General features: G+C 39.9%; 17 protein-coding genes. 9 read left to right on the top strand and 8 right to left on the bottom strand.

Annotated elements, in window-relative coordinates; genetic code table 11:
* Positions 1–85 precede the first annotated feature (85 nt).
* From NMK36_RS06505 to NMK36_RS06490, 4 genes are all read left to right on the top strand, one after another.
* Entirely contained in the window at positions 86–580 is a 495-nt protein-coding gene (locus NMK36_RS06505) for a permease (RefSeq protein ID WP_072717165.1), read from the top strand.
* A gap of 91 nt (positions 581–671) precedes the next feature.
* On the top strand, positions 672–1,439 hold the full coding sequence (hdhA, locus tag NMK36_RS06500; protein WP_072717166.1) for a 7-alpha-hydroxysteroid dehydrogenase: 768 nt from the start codon (positions 672–674) through the stop codon (positions 1,437–1,439).
* 45 nt (positions 1,440–1,484) lie between these two features.
* Positions 1,485–2,282 (top strand): SDR family oxidoreductase, encoded by a 798-nt coding sequence (locus tag NMK36_RS06495; RefSeq protein WP_254173351.1) that lies wholly within the window; start codon positions 1,485–1,487, stop codon positions 2,280–2,282.
* 199 nt (positions 2,283–2,481) lie between these two features.
* Complete coding sequence (locus NMK36_RS06490) at positions 2,482–3,054, top strand: Uma2 family endonuclease (RefSeq protein WP_254173350.1); 573 nt, start codon at positions 2,482–2,484, stop codon at positions 3,052–3,054.
* Positions 3,055–3,124: 70 nt separating this feature from the next.
* Here the strand turns inward: NMK36_RS06490 and NMK36_RS06485 are convergent, their stop codons facing one another.
* Positions 3,125–5,116, bottom strand: coding sequence for a serine/threonine-protein kinase (locus NMK36_RS06485; RefSeq protein ID WP_254173349.1), 1,992 nt, complete (start codon positions 5,114–5,116; stop codon positions 3,125–3,127).
* A 345-nt stretch (positions 5,117–5,461) separates the two neighbouring features.
* On the opposite strand from NMK36_RS06485, the gene msrP reads away from it, so the two are divergent.
* Positions 5,462–6,442, top strand: coding sequence for a protein-methionine-sulfoxide reductase catalytic subunit MsrP (msrP, locus tag NMK36_RS06480; RefSeq protein ID WP_254173348.1), 981 nt, complete (start codon positions 5,462–5,464; stop codon positions 6,440–6,442).
* Between the two features lie 107 nt (positions 6,443–6,549).
* On the opposite strand, the gene NMK36_RS06475 is transcribed toward msrP, so the two are convergent.
* Both NMK36_RS06475 and NMK36_RS06470 read right to left on the bottom strand, forming a co-directional pair.
* Positions 6,550–6,945: a DUF3119 family protein gene (locus NMK36_RS06475; protein WP_254173347.1), complete on the bottom strand. Its 396-nt coding sequence runs from the start codon at positions 6,943–6,945 to the stop codon at positions 6,550–6,552.
* 110 nt (positions 6,946–7,055) lie between these two features.
* Positions 7,056–7,847, bottom strand: a complete 792-nt coding sequence (locus NMK36_RS06470; protein WP_190521728.1) for an MlaE family lipid ABC transporter permease subunit — start codon at positions 7,845–7,847, stop codon at positions 7,056–7,058.
* 246 nt (positions 7,848–8,093) lie between these two features.
* Here NMK36_RS06470 and NMK36_RS06465 point away from each other — a divergent pair, with 246 nt between their 5' ends.
* The 4 genes from NMK36_RS06465 to NMK36_RS06450 all read left to right on the top strand — a co-directional run bounded on the left by NMK36_RS06465 (position 8,094) and on the right by NMK36_RS06450 (position 12,292).
* Positions 8,094–8,381 carry a hypothetical protein gene (locus NMK36_RS06465; RefSeq protein WP_190521730.1) on the top strand — a complete coding sequence of 96 codons (288 nt, stop codon included), beginning with the start codon at positions 8,094–8,096 and terminating at the stop codon, positions 8,379–8,381.
* Positions 8,382–8,793: 412 nt separating this feature from the next.
* Entirely contained in the window at positions 8,794–10,497 is a 1,704-nt protein-coding gene (locus NMK36_RS06460; RefSeq protein ID WP_254173346.1) for a hypothetical protein, read from the top strand.
* A gap of 96 nt (positions 10,498–10,593) precedes the next feature.
* Positions 10,594–10,995, top strand: a complete 402-nt coding sequence (locus tag NMK36_RS06455; protein WP_254173345.1) for a fasciclin domain-containing protein — start codon at positions 10,594–10,596, stop codon at positions 10,993–10,995.
* 103 nt (positions 10,996–11,098) lie between these two features.
* Positions 11,099–12,292 carry a DNA cytosine methyltransferase gene (locus NMK36_RS06450; RefSeq protein ID WP_254173344.1) on the top strand — a complete coding sequence of 398 codons (1,194 nt, stop codon included), beginning with the start codon at positions 11,099–11,101 and terminating at the stop codon, positions 12,290–12,292.
* Positions 12,293–12,300: 8 nt separating this feature from the next.
* Here the strand turns inward: NMK36_RS06450 and NMK36_RS06445 are convergent, their stop codons facing one another.
* The 5 genes from NMK36_RS06445 to NMK36_RS06425 all read right to left on the bottom strand — a co-directional run bounded on the left by NMK36_RS06445 (position 12,301) and on the right by NMK36_RS06425 (position 18,821).
* A complete protein-coding gene (locus tag NMK36_RS06445; protein WP_254173343.1) occupies positions 12,301–13,593 on the bottom strand; it encodes a CO2 hydration protein in 1,293 nt (430 codons plus the stop codon).
* 112 nt (positions 13,594–13,705) lie between these two features.
* The gene (locus NMK36_RS06440) at positions 13,706–15,199 is read right to left on the bottom strand and encodes an NADH-quinone oxidoreductase subunit M (protein WP_254173342.1); all 1,494 of its coding nucleotides are present in this window, start codon (positions 15,197–15,199) and stop codon (positions 13,706–13,708) included.
* A gap of 213 nt (positions 15,200–15,412) precedes the next feature.
* The gene (locus NMK36_RS06435) at positions 15,413–16,135 is read right to left on the bottom strand and encodes a carbonic anhydrase (RefSeq protein WP_190521739.1); all 723 of its coding nucleotides are present in this window, start codon (positions 16,133–16,135) and stop codon (positions 15,413–15,415) included.
* Between the two features lie 92 nt (positions 16,136–16,227).
* Positions 16,228–16,932 carry a carbonic anhydrase gene (locus NMK36_RS06430; protein ID WP_254173341.1) on the bottom strand — a complete coding sequence of 235 codons (705 nt, stop codon included), beginning with the start codon at positions 16,930–16,932 and terminating at the stop codon, positions 16,228–16,230.
* Between the two features lie 53 nt (positions 16,933–16,985).
* The gene (locus NMK36_RS06425) at positions 16,986–18,821 is read right to left on the bottom strand and encodes an NAD(P)H-quinone oxidoreductase subunit F (RefSeq protein ID WP_254173340.1); all 1,836 of its coding nucleotides are present in this window, start codon (positions 18,819–18,821) and stop codon (positions 16,986–16,988) included.
* Between the last annotated feature and the right edge of the window lie 34 nt (positions 18,822–18,855).

The raw sequence follows: 18,855 nt of genomic DNA, 5'->3' as shown, positions 1-18,855 counted from the left end.
AGAATTACACAAACTTTTCACCTTTTTCTGTCATACTTTCTCCAAGTTTTTTAGTCCAGACCAAATTCTGAAAGGGTTGCTCTATATGGTTCCCGCCTCCCATCACGTCTATGATTTCATTCAAAAGAATGCCTTGATCAGTGGTGTGATCAATGGTGTCATCAACGGTGTGATTGGCTGGTTTATGTTTCGCGCAAAAGAGGCTCTACCCCTTACCGTTGATACCATATCAGCCCATGAAAAAACGGTTTTCTCAACGGGGGTGATGACGGCGTTTATGCTGTCGCTGATCTTGGGGACAATCGCCTTTTTTACCTTCAGCAAAAAAGCCAAAACTTTCCCCGTGCCATTTCCAGAGCTTTTGGATCGGCCTTTTTTCTTTTTTGGGGTGAGAACAATTCTGTTTTATTCTCTGTTTGCCTTTGGTACAGCGGCATTGGTTGCCCTATTTTTGCAAAAGTTTTTAGGAACAATTCTAGTCACGCCTTTGATCGGTGCAATTCTTTTAGGGATAATCGCCGGGATAGCGTCCTGGTTTATTAATGCGGCGGTCATGAAAGCGATGTTGCGACCTGAGTAAGTTTTTGAGTGATGGCGTTTGATTTGGACTTTGTTGAGAACTCCGATAACAAAGGGTTCTAAGTCTTTAACATTATGGAGATTATGTCGATATGACCGTTTTGGACGCATTCAAGCTCGATGGCCAGGTCGCCATTGTGACCGGAGGTGGGGCAGGCATTGGCCGGGGCATTGCTGAATTGTTTGCCCAGGCTGGGGCTGCTGTAGTTGTCAGTGACTTGAAGGAAGACACTGCTGCTGCGGTCGTTAAGGGCATTCAGGAAAAGGGAGGTAAAGCCCTTGCTGTAGCCTGCGATGTCACCAATGACCAGGCTCTTGAAAATCTCGTCAACGCGACCTTGGAGGTCTTTGGCAAAATCACCCTCTTGATCAACAACGCTGGGGGCGGTGGGCCAAAACCCTTTGATATGCCGATGGACACCTTTATTTGGGCCTACAAACTCAATGTATTTTCAGTGTTTCATCTGTGCCAACTGTGTGCTCCCCATATCGAGGCAGCCGGGGGGGGAGCCATTTTGAATATTTCCTCAATGTCGGCAGAGAATAAAAACGTCAAGATGGCGTCTTATAGCTCCTCCAAGGCTGCGGTTAGCCACCTGACTCGGAATATTGCCTTTGATTTGGGGCCAAAGGGCATTCGGGTAAATGCGATCGCTCCGGGTGCAATTAAAACCGATGCCTTAGCGACGGTGCTGACCCCGGAAGTTGAAAAAGTCATGCTTAAGCATACCCCCCTAGCTCGGTTGGGAGAACCCAGTGATATTGCCTATGCTGCCTTATTCCTGTGTTCTCCGGCCGCCAGTTGGGTGAGTGGACAGGTGCTCACCGTCAGTGGGGGCGGTGTGCAGGAATTAGATTAAGTGTCCATAAGTCTTTCACCGTATTCAACCTTAAAGGAAACCACTATGAGCAACTTTGATGCCTTTGCTGACTTTCGGATGGATGGTCATGTGGCCATCGTTACGGGTGGCGCCCAAAATATCGGGGAAGCCATTGCTAAAACCTTTTCGGGCGCAGGAGCCAAGGTAATGATTGCTGACCTCAATGGGGAGAAGGCCCAGGCAACGGCGGCAGCGCTCCAGGCTGAAACGGGTAATGAAGTGTTGGGGATTGGCTGCAACGTCACCATTGAAGAAGATATTCAACAATGTGTCGCCAAAACTGTCGAAGCCTTTGGCGGTATTTCAACTTTAGTTAATAACGTTGGCTGGGGCAAATCCTACGACGACCCCCTGGATGTTCCTTTGGAAGAGATGATCGAGAGTTATAAGCTGAATACCCTATCGGCTATGCGAATGACGGCCGCTTGTCGTCCCTATTTACTCGAAGCTGAAAATGCCACCATTACTAACTCCGGTTCTCTGGTGGGGGTGTTACCTGCTTTTGACTTCATCGCCTACTCGGCCGCCAAGGCAGCCCTTAACCACATGATGCTGGGTCTAGCTCACTATTTTGCCAAGCAAGTTCGCATCAATACCGTGTTGATTGGTACGGTGATTACCGAGGGCTATGCCGCAGCAGGTTTGGATGAAAAAGCCCAGTATGCCTTAGCCCACTCGGACAATTTGACCGGACGTGCTGGAAAACCGCAAGATATTGCTAATGCCTTCCTCTGGCTTGCATCTCCGGCTGGGTCTTGGGTCAGTGGTCAAACCTTGCAAGTCTCTGGTGGGGGCAAGCGTGTGCGCCTCAAACCCGAATAAATCCCGCGCAAGGGAACACCGAACACCGAACAGGGAAGGATCTCTACTGCGTTATCGAGAAAAGTAGAGATTCTTCACGGAGTTTACCCTCGAAGGAAGTGAAAGGTTCAGAATGACGAATGATTTTCAATTATTATTAAAATCCTCAAAATCCTTTTTTGTTATAATAACATTAGACCCCATTAGAGGCTAGAAACTCATGATGGTGCAAACTGCTCCTAAAACCTATAGTTTTGACGATTATCTTAATTATAGAGATGATAGCGATTTTAAATATGAACTGTTTAATGGAAAATTAATTCAGATGCCTCCTGCTAGTGGTTTACACGCTGAGATTTTACGTTTAATTTATGATATTTTAAAAGCCGAAATTCAACGATTACAATTAGATAGGGTTGTACAACCGGGAACAGTTGGAGTGAGAACTGGAATCAGAAAATCCCGAATTCCTGATATTTTAGTTATGACAGAAACTCAGCGTCAACTGTTGAGGACATTACCTTCAGCTATTTTAGAAGAACCACCTGTATTAGTGGTAGAAATTGTTAGTCCGAATAATCCAGAAGATGATTATCGTTATAAACGTTCAGAATATGCTGCATTAGGAATTCCTGAATATTGGATTATTGATACGCAAGAATTGAAAATCTCGATTTTAACGTTAGTTTCTGGATTTTATGATATCGTAGAATATAGAGGAGAAGATATAATTAATTCTGCCAGTTTTCCCGAACTTCAATTGACAGCCGAACAAATTTTAAATGCTTTATAAATTCAAGGTAAAACCTGGAGAAACCGGGTTTCTAATGGGTGTTTAAAAACCCGGTTTTGGGAACGTTGAATCAGTTTGGGGGTAATAACGGCCAAACCTTTAACGTATCATCAAAACTCCCCGTAATTAACGTATGATTTTGAGGGTTAAATACCACATTGACCCAAGCTTGATGTCCTTTAAAGGTTCCGACGAGTCCTCCATTTTCCACATTCCAAAGTTTAACCCCTCCCCCAAAATCACCACTGGCTAAGGTTTGACCATCGGGGCTAAATGCCACCGATTGAACCTTTTCTTGATGACCGAGAAGAATGTGCTCTGGAGTATTATTAAAATATTGAGATTCTAATTGTTGTAAATCCCACAATTTAACGGCATGATCCCAACTTCCCGTTGCTAACCGTTGACCATCGGGACTTATTGCTACTGACCAAATCGCCTCAGTATGAGCTTTAAACGTTCTTAATAATTCTCCGGTATGCCAATTCCAAATATCAACAATTCCGTTATTTCCCCCACTCACTAAGGTTTGATTATCCCCACTAAAAGCGAGAGATTGTACCTCAATTCCATATCCGTTTAACGTCCTTAACGTTCGTCCGGTGTAAATATCCCACAGACGAATGGTTTGGTCACGGCTAACACTCGCTACCGTTTCCCCATCGGGACTAATCGCCACCGCATAAACCCATCCTTGATGACCGTAGAGCATTTTTTTCTGACGACCACTCCACAAATCCCAAACTAAAATGGTTTGGTCACCGCTTCCACTTACTAACGTCCGGCCATCCCGACTCATCGCCAAGGTTCCCACAGGTTGGGAATGTCCTAACAAGGTGTTAATTAATCCTCCGGTATTGGCATCAATGATATTAATTGACCCATCCGTATTGCCATAAACTACAAATTGACCATCGGGACTCACCGCCACCGACCACACTGGGCCCGTATTTTTGGATAAAGTTCGGACTGTCCCAGGGTTTTGAAGAATGGGGGGGGCAAAATTCTCAATTTGGGGTACAGGAATTTGGATATCAGGAACTTGATAAATGGGTTCTGGAGGTTGGGAAGAAATTTGAGGGACAATAGAGGGTAGGCGAGAACTCATGAATAAGGAAAATAACGCTAAAGCTGCACCCCCCCAAGCCGTTAAAATCCATTTACGTTGGACAACTTTTGTTAAGTGAACCGGAATGGGCCCTGATTTTAAATCCTGCATCACCGCCGTCGCAGAGGGATAACGTTTGCTAGGGTTGCGTTCAATTAATTGAGTTAAAATTCGGGTTAAACGCTGACTAATGGGTCTTTTCAAATAATCCCGCCAAACCCAAGTATTCGTTTTAATGTTAAATAAATCAAAGGGAGACATCTGGGTTAACAGATGTAGACAAGTTATCCCTAAACTATAGAGATCGGTTTTAGCATTAATTTCCCCTTGAAGTTGTTCCGGTGCGGCATATTCTGGGGAACCTTGAAGGGTTGTTGGAAAATTTTGTTGCGGATAAATTCCAGCAAAATCAACTAAAATTAACGGTTTTGTAGGAGGAATAAAAGCTGAACGACGGATAATATTTTCAGGTTTAATATCCCCATGTATCATTCCCTTTTCATGAATGAATTGAAGCAAGGGTAGAATTTCACTGAGGATATACCAAATTTGCAATTCCTGAAACACGCCTTCTTGTTCAAGTTCTTCAGCTAAATTTCGCCCTGAAATATAGTCCTGTACAATATAACCACAATCTTTTTCTTCAAAGGACGCTAACAAGTCTGGGAGGGCGGGATGTTGGCTGATGGGGTCTAATTTGCGGGTATAAACACGGAACTCGACACGGGCGTCTGGTTGGGATGGCGGATAAAGACATTGCTTAATGACGCATCGAGGTTGAGACGGTTTATCTTCATCAACGGCTAAAAATGTTCGGTTCCATTGACTTTGACCTAAAATTCGGATAGCACGATAGCGGTCTTTGAGGCGCAATTGTGAGCCACAACTCTGACACAAAAGGGCGTGAGTCGGGTTTTGAGGCTTCTGACATTGGGGGTTGATGCAGTAACTCATAACCAGAATTTTTTAGTATATTTTTTCTATGATACGTCTTTCCTAAACTTTAGTCTGATTCAGGGAAGGCGATCACTAATTCTTAAATAAACGCAACATCTTTGAGGGAATTTTCTATCATTGGGGGGATGACGACATCAAATGTTAAACTGTTTAGCATTTAAACGTCACGATAGTTTTGTGACATTCGGTATGGGGAACAGACCTCTGACCTCTTAACCGAGATGGGAGAAAAAGATCACCCAAATCTCAACGCCTGAAATTCAGATTATCCGTTCAAATCCGTGATTTTTTCTGGATTTTTTTTCTAAAATTAACTGAATTAATCCTAACCGATTTTAACCTATGGCTTTCATTCGTATTGTTCCCAGTTGGCAACTCTCTGAACATCAAATTACACCAGAGTCCGTATTTCTCAATCGTCGTCGCTTTATGAAAAGCTTAATTGGGGCGGGATTAACAGCAACTATTTTACCGTTAACCGGATGTCAATCTTCCTCGACGGGTAAAAATCAGGATAATTTTTCAACCCAAGTGATCTCAAATTTTACCCCAAATCCGAATTTTGCTGATGTCAATCGTCCGGTTACGGCTGAAGATTTAGCCACAAAATATAATAACTTTTATGAGTATGGCGGTTCCAAATCGATTTGGCAAGCAGCCCAAGCATTACCGTTAGAAGATTGGAAAATAGAGGTTTCAGGATTAGTCAAAAATCCAACTACATACACTTTAGATGATCTTCAGAAAAAATTCCCCTTGGAAGAACGAATTTATCGCTTTCGCTGTGTAGAAGCTTGGGCGATGGTAGTTCCTTGGTTAGGGTTTCCCATGAACAAATTAATGGCGGCGGTTGAACCCACTTCTGAGGCAAAATTTGTGCGGTTTACGTCTTTTTATGATCCTAAAATTACCACTGGCCCCGGATTTTGGGCGAATGGTTATCCTTGGCCCTATACCGAAGGATTAAGGATTGAAGAAATGGCAAATGAGTTAGCTTTTTTTGCCATTGGAATGTATGGAAAAACCCTACCAAAACAAAATGGTGCACCGTTACGGATGGTGACTCCTTGGAAATATGGATTTAAGGGAGCCAAATCCATTGTTAAAATTGAATTTGTTAAAAACAGACCTGCTACGTTTTGGAATACATTAGTTCCTGATGAATATGGTTTTGAAGCCAATGTAAACCCGAATAAACCTCACCCTCGATGGTCACAAGCGACGGAACGAATTGTCAATAATAGCCCTAGTTTTTCGTGGGAAAAACAGCCAACTTTATTGTATAATGGGTATGAGGAATATGTGGGTAATCTTTATTCTTAAATTCAGGGTTTGAGGGGATCTAAACGATAAACAAGTTGGGTGTTGGGCGGTAGCAAACCAGAGAGGCTAAAGCCCAACAACATTACAAGCTAAAAGTCAAGAAATTCTTAATTTTGTTTCAAATGTCCGCAATATTGTTTTAAACAGCTTTGTAACAATTGAGCATCAAAAATAATCGGGACAAAGTGAATACTTTTGACTTCTCGGAAATAAAATAAAATGGGTACAGGAGTCCAAAAAATTTCCCAGTTCATCCACTCTTGATAGGGAAACCGACGGATGAGCTTACCCGAACGATAAACATCTAAATCCGTTGGGGTAAATTGTAGACGAATGAGGGCGGTTTGGATGAAGAGAAATAAGGCAAAAAACGCCAGTGCTAAACTTCCCCATCTTTGAATTAAAAATAGGGGAAATGCAGTAATCATCAGCACGATTGGAATAATATAATTGGGTGGTAATTCAACAATATTAGAGCTTTGGGTGGTCGGTGTTGTGGTCATGGGGTAAACCTAATTTAGAAAACTTTAAATTAATATTACCAAATTTATACCCAGAAAGAGGAAATTGGGGTTCTGGGCGGGACAACCCCGCCCCTACAAGGATAACTGAATTAACCCATAACAGCACTTCCCATGCCTTGAAACATAATCCAAGATAGGAAAAAATCAAGGATAAAAATCGATAATAAAGCCGTAACAACAGCCGTTGTTGTGGATTGACCTACTCCTTTTGCTCCCCCAGTTGTCGTTAATCCCCAACTCGTCCCAATAATGGCAATAGTCGCCCCAAATACTAACCCTTTGACTAACCCACTACAAACATCCCAAACTTGGATAAAATTTCGGACTGAATCTAAAAAAGCCGTTGGAGAAATATTGTACATACTGTTAGCAATTAATAACCCTCCGGCTAATCCCGTAATTAAGCAAATAATCGTTAAAATCGGTAACATTGAACAACAAGCAATCACACGGGGAATGACTAAATAATCTACCGGGTCAGTTTTCAACATATAGAGGGCGTCAATTTGTTCTGTAACCCGCATCGTGCCAATTTCTGCTGCAAAAGCTGAACAAACCCGTCCCGCAACAATCACGGCCGTTAATACCGGGCTGAGTTCCCGTGCTAAGGACAGAGCTAGAACTCCCCCCACAATATTAACAGCACCTAACGCGACGAATTCTCGTGCAACTTGAATGGTGAACACCATCCCCACAAAACTCGCTGTTAAGAGGGCAATCATTAAGGATTCTGGGCCAACAGTGACCATTTGTTCCAAAGTGTTACGACGGTGAATTTTACCCTGAAGTAAATGCACCACCACTTGTCCGGCCAATAACAGGGCGGAAATAAATCGTTGTAGCCAAAGTTCAAAGCTGGAACGAGTGTTAGAATTGCTCAAGGGAATAACAACTGTATAAAGTTCAATCAATAACTAGAAATATACAAATCTTCAACAAGATTTATAAAGCAGAAAGTTTAATTTTTTTGACTTTATATTTAAGATTTCTCACAGATTCGATTAAAACGCGCGATCGCTCTTATCTTAGAAATTAGCAAGTTAGATTGACAGTGATACCCAATCCAACAAAGGTCAATGATACTAGCATCCAAATATAAGATATAAGATCCTCCTAGGGATAGATTTATGAGTATTTTCCCTCATCTGATTCGTTCTTTGCTTCTGGCGATTACGTTTAGTTTCATCGCCCCTGTATTATTAATCGCGATGGGATTAATTACTTGTGTCTTCATGAGTCACCTTCCTTTGATGCAAAGCTTAGGGGAGTTTGGCTGTAAGCAAATGCTCAAATTTCTTGCCACCTTTGGCAGTGGACATCCTGTGCAGGGATGTTTAGTCATTGCCCTAACCTGTAGTTTGGTCGGAGGGTTATTTGATACCTATGCTTGTTGCCAAAACTTACGGAGCAATTAAAAAGCTATTATAAAATCAAATGGTAATCCGGGGAAAATTAGGCTAAACAAATATTATAACCCGGATTCAAATCGCTAATTGAGTTTAGTTTATAAATCTCTACAGTTCTACCGGATTTTTTTCCCTAAATTGTTAAGAAATGAAAAGAAGATTTGGATTTCATTATAACCCTTGGTAATATATACTTAGCTAAAATAGAAAAGTGAGGAAAATTAGCCAAAATCAGGTTTTTTACCGTTCTCTATTCTCTGAGTTTGATATAAGCTGGAAGCTGTAATTTTTATTGAAAAGCTTCTTAAATTGAACTCGATTTCTATTATCTTAATTCAAAATTTATGATTAAAAAACCTGTTTTCTCCCTACAATTCTCAGATTAAAATCATCAAAAATACAGAAAAAGAGGTATAGTTCTATGTCAACTAATTTAGATGTAGCAGTCATTTCACCCTGGAAAGCTGAACTGGTTAAAGATATTGTTCCAGGCTTCTTTGACCTTTCGGCAAATAATCTAACCAACGTTAACAATACCCTCTATTTTGAATCACAGCAAACTCAAAGTTATTATTCTTCTTACTATGCAGCCAAGGAACAGTTGTGGAAAACTGATGGTACAGAAGCGGGTACAACTTTAATTAAAGATCTAGGATTATTTGAAAATCAAGCTTTTTCCTCAGAGGTTAACAACGATATTTTATACTTTGAAGTTCTTGTTCAAGATCCGAATACCAATCTTTCCAGCCTTCAGTTGTGGAAAACCGATGGGACAGATACAGGAACTCAATTAATAAAAGATTGGGGAAGTTCCTTAACGATTAATCGTTTTATCCCCGTTGACAATTCCCTATATTTTTCGGCTGGGAATTACTGGAATGATACTCAGTTATGGAAAACCGATGGTACAGAAGCGGGAACTATTTTAGTTAAGGATTTTGGCAATGGTATTTCTGATATCACAGAAGTTAATAATAGTTTATATTTAGACATTTCTCAATACGATTCCATGACTACAACCTCAACAGCGCAGTTGTGGAAAACCGATAGTACAGGTACAGGGGTTGAATTAATTAAAGACTTTGGGAATTTAACATTTGGTACTGCTTATGAAGATAGCAAGATCAGTGTTAATGATATCTTATACTTTGAAATCGGTCAGAGTTATAGTTATTATTCATCATCTCCTTCTCCTGCCCTGTCTCAATTGTGGAAAAGCGATGGAACTAATACGGGAACAACGATAGTTAAGGATTTTGGCAGTAGCAAAGATATTAATAATTTTTGGGACAATCTGAATAATATGTTTTACTTTTCTGCATCAATCCCTAACTCAGAGAATTACTCTAACACAACTTACGAATTATGGAAAAGTGATGGTACAGATGGCGGGACGACCTTAGTTCAAGACTTCGGTAAATCTTCTCTTAATTACTTAACAACCGTCAACAATACCCTGTATTTTACGGTTAATAGCTTTGATTCTTTGACCAAGATTAACGACCGTGAGTTGTGGAAAGTCGATAGCAATGGTAATATCAGTTTAGTCAAAAATTTTGGAGATTTTTTAATTGAAGAATGGGAAGTTATTGATAATACCTTGTATTTTCAAGCCTCAAAAACTGACCCTGATACCTATACATCAACGGCTCAGTTGTGGAAAACAGACGGCACGGATATCGGTACAATATTAGTCAAAGAATTTCCTAACTCGGATTGGCTAATCACCTACAACGGTACTGGATTAGAAGTCATCAATAATACCCTTTATTTTCCATTAACTGATCCCAATTATGGTACAGAATTATGGATGAGTGATGGTACAGAAACAGGTACAATCATGGTAGCAGATATTAATCCCGGACAAGCCAGTTCTGATGCTTCGATTCCGGTTGATGTTAATGGTACACTTTATCTCCTCGCTGATGATGGAATTCATGGAAATGAATTATGGAAATTAACCCCTACTGGGAGTAACTTAATTCCACCAGATGAATTAAGAAATAATGCTAAGGCGTTGGCGATGAGTCATCTGAATTCCATGTCTGAATTAATCAGCAGTGCTTATCCAACCCCAACTTTTTCTAATGTCTTTGAAACCCCTTCTAACTTAGGGTTGATTTAAACTAACCTTTTAAGGACAATCAGTTCTCATTCTGTTCAAAATTCGTTTACTATTTTGAGAGGAACTTTTGTTTTTAATTTAGGTTAAATTTGTTCAATGGCAGATATTGTTGATATTGCTGTAGGTGCTGGTTCATTTACAACCTTAGTGGCTGCTGTTCAAGCCGCAGGTTTAGTAGAAGCCTTAAAAAGTCCTGGCCCGTTTACGGTTTTTGCGCCCAATGATGATGCGTTTGCTAAACTTCCCACAGGAACCGTACAAACCTTAGTTCAAAATCCCCCCCAGTTAGCCAGAATTTTAAAATTTCACGTCGTTTCGGGGAAACTTTCAAAAGCTGATTTAGAAAAATTGGGTTCTGTCACGTCTTTAGAAGGTTCACCTATTCCCATTAACTGTTCCGATGGGTTTGAAGTGAAAAATGCAACGGTTCTCGCCCCCGATATTGAAGCGGATAATGGCATTATTCACGTTATTGATACGGTGATTTTAATGGGTTAATTGATTGGGAAAAATAACCCGTAGGGGTGGGGTTTTCCCACCCATCCCAAGAGTATTAACTCAATTACCGAGACTATTAATAATTCATCAAGGAGAATAAAATTTGATTGGGTTTAAAAAACAAACAGCGATTGAATTGTTTGCTGGAATTGGAGGTTTTCGTTTAGGGTTAGAAGCCAGCAAAATTCAAACGATTTGGGCGAATGATATTAATGAATTGTGTTGTCAAGTTTATGAGAGTAATTTTGGTCAAAATTCTATTGTATTAGGAGATATCCAAAGTATCAATTTAGCGGATATTCCTGACCATGATTTATTAACCGCAGGATTTCCCTGTCAACCCTTTAGTGCGGCTGGTAAAAAATTAGGAATTCGAGATCAATTTCGCGGAACCCTATTTGAAAAAATTGTAGAAATTATAGATACTAAAAAACCTCACTATTTTTTGTTGGAGAATGTTAAACGTATTTTAACAATGGAACAGGGACACCATTTTAAAGTGATTTTAAATGCTTTAGCGTCTCTCAATTATTTGATTGAATGGCGCATTATTAGCCCTATTAATTTTGGGATTCCTCAAAACCGTGAGCGTATTTTTATTTTAGGATCTCGCTGTAAATCGGATTTTAACCCTATAAATTTAGAAGATCATTTAATTTTTTTAAATCAAAGCGAGACTGAATACTTAAATTTTGATTTCGAGAATTTTGAAAAATATTTATATCCTATTTTAGATTCCCCGATTAAAAATTATCCTTGGGGAATTGCTTACCAAAATAAAATGTATAGTCAATCTCTCCCATTATTTCCTGATATCTATCCCCCTACGCGATTAAAAAATATTCTTCAATCTGAATCAGAAGTTGAGCCTCAATTTGATTTTACCACAGATACGTTAGAACGGATTAAAAACAGTAAAGCAGTTAATCGCTATTGTAATGGTGTGGAAATTTTATATAACCAAGATGGGGGTGCAAGGTTAGGGTATACTATTTTTGGTGTTAATGGAGTTGCTTCTACTTTGACCGCATCCACTTCCAGACATTATGAACGATATCAAATTGGGAATAAATTTAGACGATTAACGCCGATAGAATATGCACGTTTAATGGGTTTTCCTGATAATTGGTGTCGAGTCGCTAAAATTTATGATCAATATGCTTTATTTGGTAATGCAGTTGTTCCCATTTGTATTGAATGGATTTGTCAAAGAATTGGGCAAAAAAATATAACAATTCCACCTAAAAGATATCAACTGTTAACTGTCAATGGTCAACGGTCAACAGTCAACAGTTAACATCTAATTTAACGATAATCAGAGCGTTGAATATCTCTTAATCGAGCTTCGGGACGTTTAAATCGATCTAATTGCGCTTCAAAAAATTGACGATTTGCCATCAAATGTTTAGGATTTTGATCATCTAAAGGATACAGTAAAGCCGTGCGTAACGCTTGAATGACCGCAGAAGTAACACAATACATTGAGCGTTGGAAACTATTCGCCAACTGAATCAACATATCATCCTCACCTCGACAATATTTTTGGTAATATTCGACTAAATAAGGAGGCAAGAAATGTAACATATCTTGCATTAATAATGTTGGAGGAATTCCGGCTGTCCCAACGGGGAAAATATCAGCATAAAGAATGCCATAATGGAAGTCTTTTTGATCATCAGGAACTTGCTTTGCTTGCGCGTTATAGGATTTTGTTCCTCGGAAGGGAGACGTCCGATAAAACACCGCTTCAACGTAGGGTAATGCCGCTTCATATAACCACATAAACCCTTTTGATTTGGGGATAATTTCATAACATTCCCCATCAATATAAACGTGATGATAAATGGGACGACCTGCGATCGCAAAAATCCCATTAACCAGAAAATTCATCGCTTCAGGAACACTGGTAATTTTGCCTTCATCATAGAGATCACTCATTTCAAAAAACACCGGAGCCATGACTTCCCAAAACAGTCCTAAATTGCTATAATAGGACATCATTCTCACCTGTTCTATAAATAAATCTGGGAATAGTTTATACAATCCCATCATCATCGGATTTTTCTTAAAATAAGCTTTAATCGCTTTATCTGCGTTAGTTTTATATTCATCGGTATCTAAATAAGGGTCAAATAATCCCCCCATATCTCGATGCCAAAACATCGCCTGCATACAAGCTTCTGCAAATTCCATATTAACCCGATCATGCCATAAATGATGCAATAATTTAGGCATTTTTCCCGTTTCACCTTTTTCAATAAAGGCTAATAATTCCGGGTGTGCAGTGGCTTCTCCTCGCCATATTCTTAAGTCAGCATCATCTCCCGCATAATGATTATGCAGGTCTAAATAGTCTTTAGGAATGAAATATTTTAAAAAGGGTAAAGGATTTAAAAAAACTTGTTCAGCAATATAGAGTAAATCCCGCCAATAAAAATCCATCGGCACTGCATAAGCTTTATAAATCCCGATAATTTGCATTAAATTTTCAGGGGTATCGGGTAACATTGCACCCCCTGCTTCTAAGCGATGAATAATCTCCGAAAATTCATGGGTTGAGGGGGGTAATTTTGTTTGAGGTAAGGTTGCTGTTGTCATGATTTTTTCCTAGTTTTAATTGTTGTTAAGGGGGGACACAGAAACCGGGTTTCTTAACAAAAAATCCTGATTTTATCTGAAAATTAAAGCTATAAACCCGGTTTCTAGGGGGTTATTGTTTAATTGCAATTTGAGTGGGAACAGCGTTATTTAAAGCAATTACCATCGACTGTGCAGTGGGTTCCATCCATCGGAATAACCAAGTGGGTTGGATACCGAGAACAAAAATTAAAGCAGCTAAAATTAAGGCTGGAGCTTGTTCGGATAAGCTAACTTTCGGATAATAAGCCAAGCTATTATCGAGTTTTCCAAAACAGGTACGGTTGAGGAGAATGACAAAATAAACCGCAGTTAAACCAGAGGCAATAATACACAATAAACTGTGAATGGGGAAGACGGCAAATGTTCCTTGGAAGACCGGAAACTCAGCAACAAATCCAACTAAACCGGGGATACCAGCGCTCGCCATTCCTGCCATAATTAACAGGGAACTGGTGAGGGGTAAACCGCGAACGGGGTTCATTAAACCATTGAGAATATTTAAGTCACGGGTTCCCACTTTTTCTTCCACAACGCCGACTAATTGAAATAGAATTGCCAGGATTAAACCGTGAGCAATCATTTGAGCAATTGCCCCAATTAAACTTAATTCATTAGCAGCAGCAGCGGCAACTAAAATATAACCCATGTGACCAATTGAACTATAAGCCACCATGCGTTTAATATCCTGTTGAGCAATAGCAGTTAAGGCTCCATATAACACACTAATCACGCCAATTGTTGCCAGTCCAGGGCTGACAATATGCCAAGCTTCAGGAAACAGTTGTAAACCAAATCGAATTAAACCATAGGCTCCTAATTTTGCTAGAATTCCGCCTAATAAAATTGTGACTGGGGGAGAAGATTCAACATAGGCATCGGGCAACCAAGTATGCAGGGGAACTAGGGGAATTTTGATGCCAAATCCTAACAGTAAAACCGTGAGTAAAATTAACTGAGTATTTAATGCAAAGTTCTGGGTTTGAATGGCAGAATAATCAAAACTTCCGGCTTCACTGAGCCAAGCCATGCCTAAAAATCCGGCTAAAATCAAAATCCCTGAAAGGGCGGTATAAATTAGAAACTTCATCCCCGCATAGGCGCGTTTTTCACTGCCCCAAATGCTAATTAAAAGGTATACGGGAATTAGTTCGAGTTCATAAAATAGAACAAACAGCAGCAAATTTTCGGATAGGAATGCTCCAGCTATGCCTGCATTGACTAACAAAATCATGGAGTAATAAAAACGAGGGCGGTGAATATTTCCATGACTGCTGGCAATGACAATTAAGGTTAATAAACCATTTAATCCGATTAAGGGAAAGGATAAACCATCTATGCCTAAACTGTAAGATAATCCTAATTGGGGAATCCAGGCTAAATATTCTTGCAGTTGAAAATGAGGATTAGTTAAATCAAAATCAAAGGCAAGTTTTACTGTCCAAACTAAAATGATACTGGTAATAACTAAGGCAATGGAACGAACTTGCTGGGTTGACAATTGTTTAGGTAACAGTCCTATTAACAAGACTCCTAAAACGGGAATAATAATTAAAGCACTCAACATAAGCTTAGGGGATTAAAATGAGGGGTAATTTCAGGGATATTTAAGTAAACCCAAAAGTAGGTTTTAAATTCAGATTCCAAACTTTTTTTATCATAACTTACCGAGTTGAAAAAAAGTAAAATGATCAGTTTTAAAGTTTGGATAATAGCAATAGAAATGATTTATCAGAAGCCGAGTTCTTCTGGGAATATAATTTCTATTGCCAGAACGGGTTTAGGTAATCAGTTTAACTTTTCCAGTTTCTAATTCATAAAAACCACCGACGACTTTTAATTTATCATTGGCAATTAATTGAGTCATAACCGGAGAAGACTTTAACTTTGTGATTTGGAGTTTAACATTGGCAGTAACCGCTTCTTCCCACGTTGGTTTGCCTTTAATGGAAGGTTTAATGGCATCAATAATACTGCCAATCTGACCGGGAACAGAATTTCCGTCCAGAGTAGCTTTAACGGCTCCACATTTTTGATGACCTAGAATCATAATTGTTTTAATTCCTAATTCTAAGGCTCCAAATTCTAAGCTTCCCATTTCTTCAGGAGTAACAACATTTCCCGCATTACGAACTACAAAAATATCGCCTAACCCTTGATCAAAAATAATCTCGGCGGGTACTCTGGAGTCAGCACAGCCTAAAATAGCAGCAAAAGGTTTTTGACCTGCGGTAACTTCTTTCATGCGTTCCCGATTTTGGTTAGGATGTTTGGGTTTATTTTCCATAAACCGTTCATTTCCTAACATTAAGGTTTCTAAGGCTTTTTCTGGGGTGATTTCTGGGGGTTCACAACTCGAAGTTTCAGCGACAATTTTCTTTTTTTCTCGGTCTAAAACTTTTGTTGTGACTCCAGCCGTTAATAAGGCTGTTCCCACAATGCAAACTCCATATTGTAATAAATCACGGCGGGTATAATTGGGTTTATCGTAATCTGGGGCCATGTTGTCCTCCCTGGTTATGATATTGAAACTGTTCAAAAAGCAAGTTTATCTTTGATGCAATGGAATTAATTATAAACTTGCTTGAGACAGGTTTATGCAACCACTTTTACCATTCCCGTATCCAGGTTATAGTAACCTCCGACTATTTTTAATTTAGCCTCTTTGATTAATTGGGAAATAACCGGAGAAGCTTGTAAACGACTGATTCCTAATTTGACATTAGAAATGATGCTTTCTTCTAAGGTTTGATTCATCTTAATAGCAGGTTTAATCGCGTCTAAAATACTGCCAATTTTACCCGGAACGGCATTCCCATCAATGGTGGCTTGCACGGCTCCACAATTTTTATGTCCAATCACCATTAGGACTTTTGCTCCTAACACTAATGTGCCAAATTCCAAGCTGCCAATTTCTTCAGGTGTAGCAATATTTCCCGCATTACGAACTACGAATAAATCTCCAAAACCTTGATCAAAAATAATCTCTGAAGGAACTCTTGAATCTGCACAACTGAGAATAGCAGCAAAGGGGGTTTGTCCTTGGGCAACTTCTTGAATTCGTCCCATACTTTGATTGGGATTTTTGCGTTTATTTTCGATAAACCGCTTATTTCCTTCTAACAGTTGGTTTAAGGCTTCATCAGGGGTAATATTATTCCCTGCAATTGCAGGTTTCTCTTTTAACCAATTAGCTTTTGTTCCTAAACCGACGGTTAAAGCAGCAGTTCCCGCAGCAACAGCCCCAAATTTTAATAAATTCCGGCGAGAGACGTTGAGATTGTTTTCAATTCCGCGCATAATTTCCTCACACTTAATTCAAGGTTAAAACAGTCATCCAAAGAATGCTGTTTTTAAAACGGATTTAGGGAAAAGAACCCTAATAATAAGGTGACTCCGACAATAATCGTCAGGGCATAAAATTGGGTTTGGCCAGAAACGTTATATTTCAAACTTTGTCCACTAAAAACCGTTACAAGTCCCACTAAATTTACAAAGCCATCAACGATATAGCGGTCAACCCAATACATGAGATTAGAGATTAATCCGACTACAAAAATAATCGTGACTCGATACAATTTTGCGGTGTAAAAATCGTAAGCAAAAAAGTCTTGTAATGCTTGGGAGGGAAGTTTAACGGGTTTCGGCCAATTGTTATTGAGATAAATTAACCCACTAAGCCCACATCCGACCAAAGTTGAAGCAGTTAATAATCCAGCAACGGTGAGATTAATATGTTCTCCTTGGGGTAACAAATTCCACTGTTTTAATAATAAGGGAATATGTAAACAAAATCCCGCTAAAATTGTCATGGGTAATACCATCGCCCATAACACTTCCGGGGAACGGGTGGTCATTTGTTTCGGTTTTCCAGCAAACAGTAACCCAAATTCACGGGTTAAACTAAAAGCTGTTAAACCATTCACTAAAAACAAGCAAAATGCAATCGCAGGTTCATTTTCCCAAAGGGTTTCTGCTAACTCTAATATTGTCCAAAAGCCACCAAAGGGAGGAACGGCAATTAACGCCGCCATTCCCGCTAAAAAACACAATCCTGAAATCGGACGTCGTGACCACAATCCCCCATATTGAGTTAAATCTTGAGTGATATTATTGCTAATAATTCCCCCCGTGGTCATGACTAATAAAGCCATTGGAAAAGCATAAGTTAATAACAGAGAAAGAGCCGTTTGAGTTTGTCCTGTTCCCACTGCAATAAAGGTGATGCCCATATAGGTACTCACGGAATAGGAAAGGGAGCGTTTAATATCAATTTGAGCAATGGCAATACAACTGGCTCCCACAGCCGTTGCCAACCCAATAAACACCGCCGTTGACATTACAAAAGGAGACAAAGCAATAACAGGTTGCATTTTGACTAAGACCCAAGCCCCAACTGCAACGACAACGGAATTGCGTAAAATCGTACTGGGAAGGGGGCCTTCCATCGCTTCATCTAACCATAAATGCAGGGGAAATTGAGCGCATTTTCCCAATGGCCCTGCTAATAATGCTAACCCTAATAAGGTGGCAACGTTCGGGTCAATTTGAGCCGTTTGTGACCATTGAGCTAATTCTGTAAAATCCCAAGTTCCAGCGAGGGGAAATAGGGCGACCACTCCCATTAATAGGAATAAATCTCCGACCCGTTTGGTTAAAAAGGCGTCTCTAGCCCCTGTTACTACTAAGGGTTGGTTAAACCATAACCCGACTAATAAATAGGTTCCCAGGGTGAGAATTTCCAAAATAATGTAACTGTAGAATAGGGAGTTACACAGCACTAATCCACATAACCCCGCTTCAAATAAAGCTAAAAGCGAATAAAACCTCGCCCACCCCCAGTCCATTTCCATGTAACCGATGGCGTAAATTTGGGCCAATAAATTTAACCCAGTAATCACTAAGGTGGCGCCAATGGTGACAACGGAGACTTCTAAGGGAATTGATAAATTGAGGTCAACGATGCTAAACCAAGGAATAATCAACCGTTGGGGGGGATGACCCCAAATTTCCGTGAGGGCGACTAACCCATGCACAAAGGCGAATAAGGAGGTGATGATATTGACATATCCAGCCGGACGGGGGCCAGTGCGTCGAATAATAGAGGGAAACCAGAGGGTAGATAATAATGCTCCGATTAATGGGTAGCACGGTATCCACCAAATGGTCTTTAGAAAAAAATCAGCCATTGGTGTGACCTATTGATCAGTTTGCAAAAAGATT

Origin of the sequence: Planktothrix pseudagardhii, assembly GCF_904830925.1 — a bacterium.
Taxonomy (GTDB): domain Bacteria; phylum Cyanobacteriota; class Cyanobacteriia; order Cyanobacteriales; family Microcoleaceae; genus Planktothrix; species Planktothrix tepida.
Note: the sequence above shows the minus strand (reverse complement) of the source record. Positions and strands in the feature narration are given on the sequence as shown.

Bases quoted from the DNA above. Each gene is read 5' to 3' on its own strand.
- NMK36_RS06505 (WP_072717165.1), top strand. From the start codon at position 86: ATGGTTCCCGCCTCCCATCACGTCTATGATTTCATTCAAAAGAATGCC.
- hdhA (WP_072717166.1), top strand. From the start codon at position 672: ATGACCGTTTTGGACGCATTCAAGCTCGATGGCCAGGTCGCCATTGTG.
- NMK36_RS06495 (WP_254173351.1), top strand. From the start codon at position 1,485: ATGAGCAACTTTGATGCCTTTGCTGACTTTCGGATGGATGGTCATGTG.
- NMK36_RS06490 (WP_254173350.1), top strand. From the start codon at position 2,482: ATGATGGTGCAAACTGCTCCTAAAACCTATAGTTTTGACGATTATCTT.
- NMK36_RS06485 (WP_254173349.1), bottom strand. From the start codon at position 5,116: ATGAGTTACTGCATCAACCCCCAATGTCAGAAGCCTCAAAACCCGACT.
- msrP (WP_254173348.1), top strand. From the start codon at position 5,462: ATGGCTTTCATTCGTATTGTTCCCAGTTGGCAACTCTCTGAACATCAA.
- NMK36_RS06475 (WP_254173347.1), bottom strand. From the start codon at position 6,945: ATGACCACAACACCGACCACCCAAAGCTCTAATATTGTTGAATTACCA.
- NMK36_RS06465 (WP_190521730.1), top strand. From the start codon at position 8,094: ATGAGTATTTTCCCTCATCTGATTCGTTCTTTGCTTCTGGCGATTACG.
- NMK36_RS06460 (WP_254173346.1), top strand. From the start codon at position 8,794: ATGTCAACTAATTTAGATGTAGCAGTCATTTCACCCTGGAAAGCTGAA.
- NMK36_RS06455 (WP_254173345.1), top strand. From the start codon at position 10,594: ATGGCAGATATTGTTGATATTGCTGTAGGTGCTGGTTCATTTACAACC.
- NMK36_RS06445 (WP_254173343.1), bottom strand. From the start codon at position 13,593: ATGACAACAGCAACCTTACCTCAAACAAAATTACCCCCCTCAACCCAT.
- NMK36_RS06440 (WP_254173342.1), bottom strand. From the start codon at position 15,199: ATGTTGAGTGCTTTAATTATTATTCCCGTTTTAGGAGTCTTGTTAATA.
- NMK36_RS06435 (WP_190521739.1), bottom strand. From the start codon at position 16,135: ATGGCCCCAGATTACGATAAACCCAATTATACCCGCCGTGATTTATTA.
- NMK36_RS06430 (WP_254173341.1), bottom strand. From the start codon at position 16,932: ATGCGCGGAATTGAAAACAATCTCAACGTCTCTCGCCGGAATTTATTA.
- NMK36_RS06425 (WP_254173340.1), bottom strand. From the start codon at position 18,821: ATGGCTGATTTTTTTCTAAAGACCATTTGGTGGATACCGTGCTACCCA.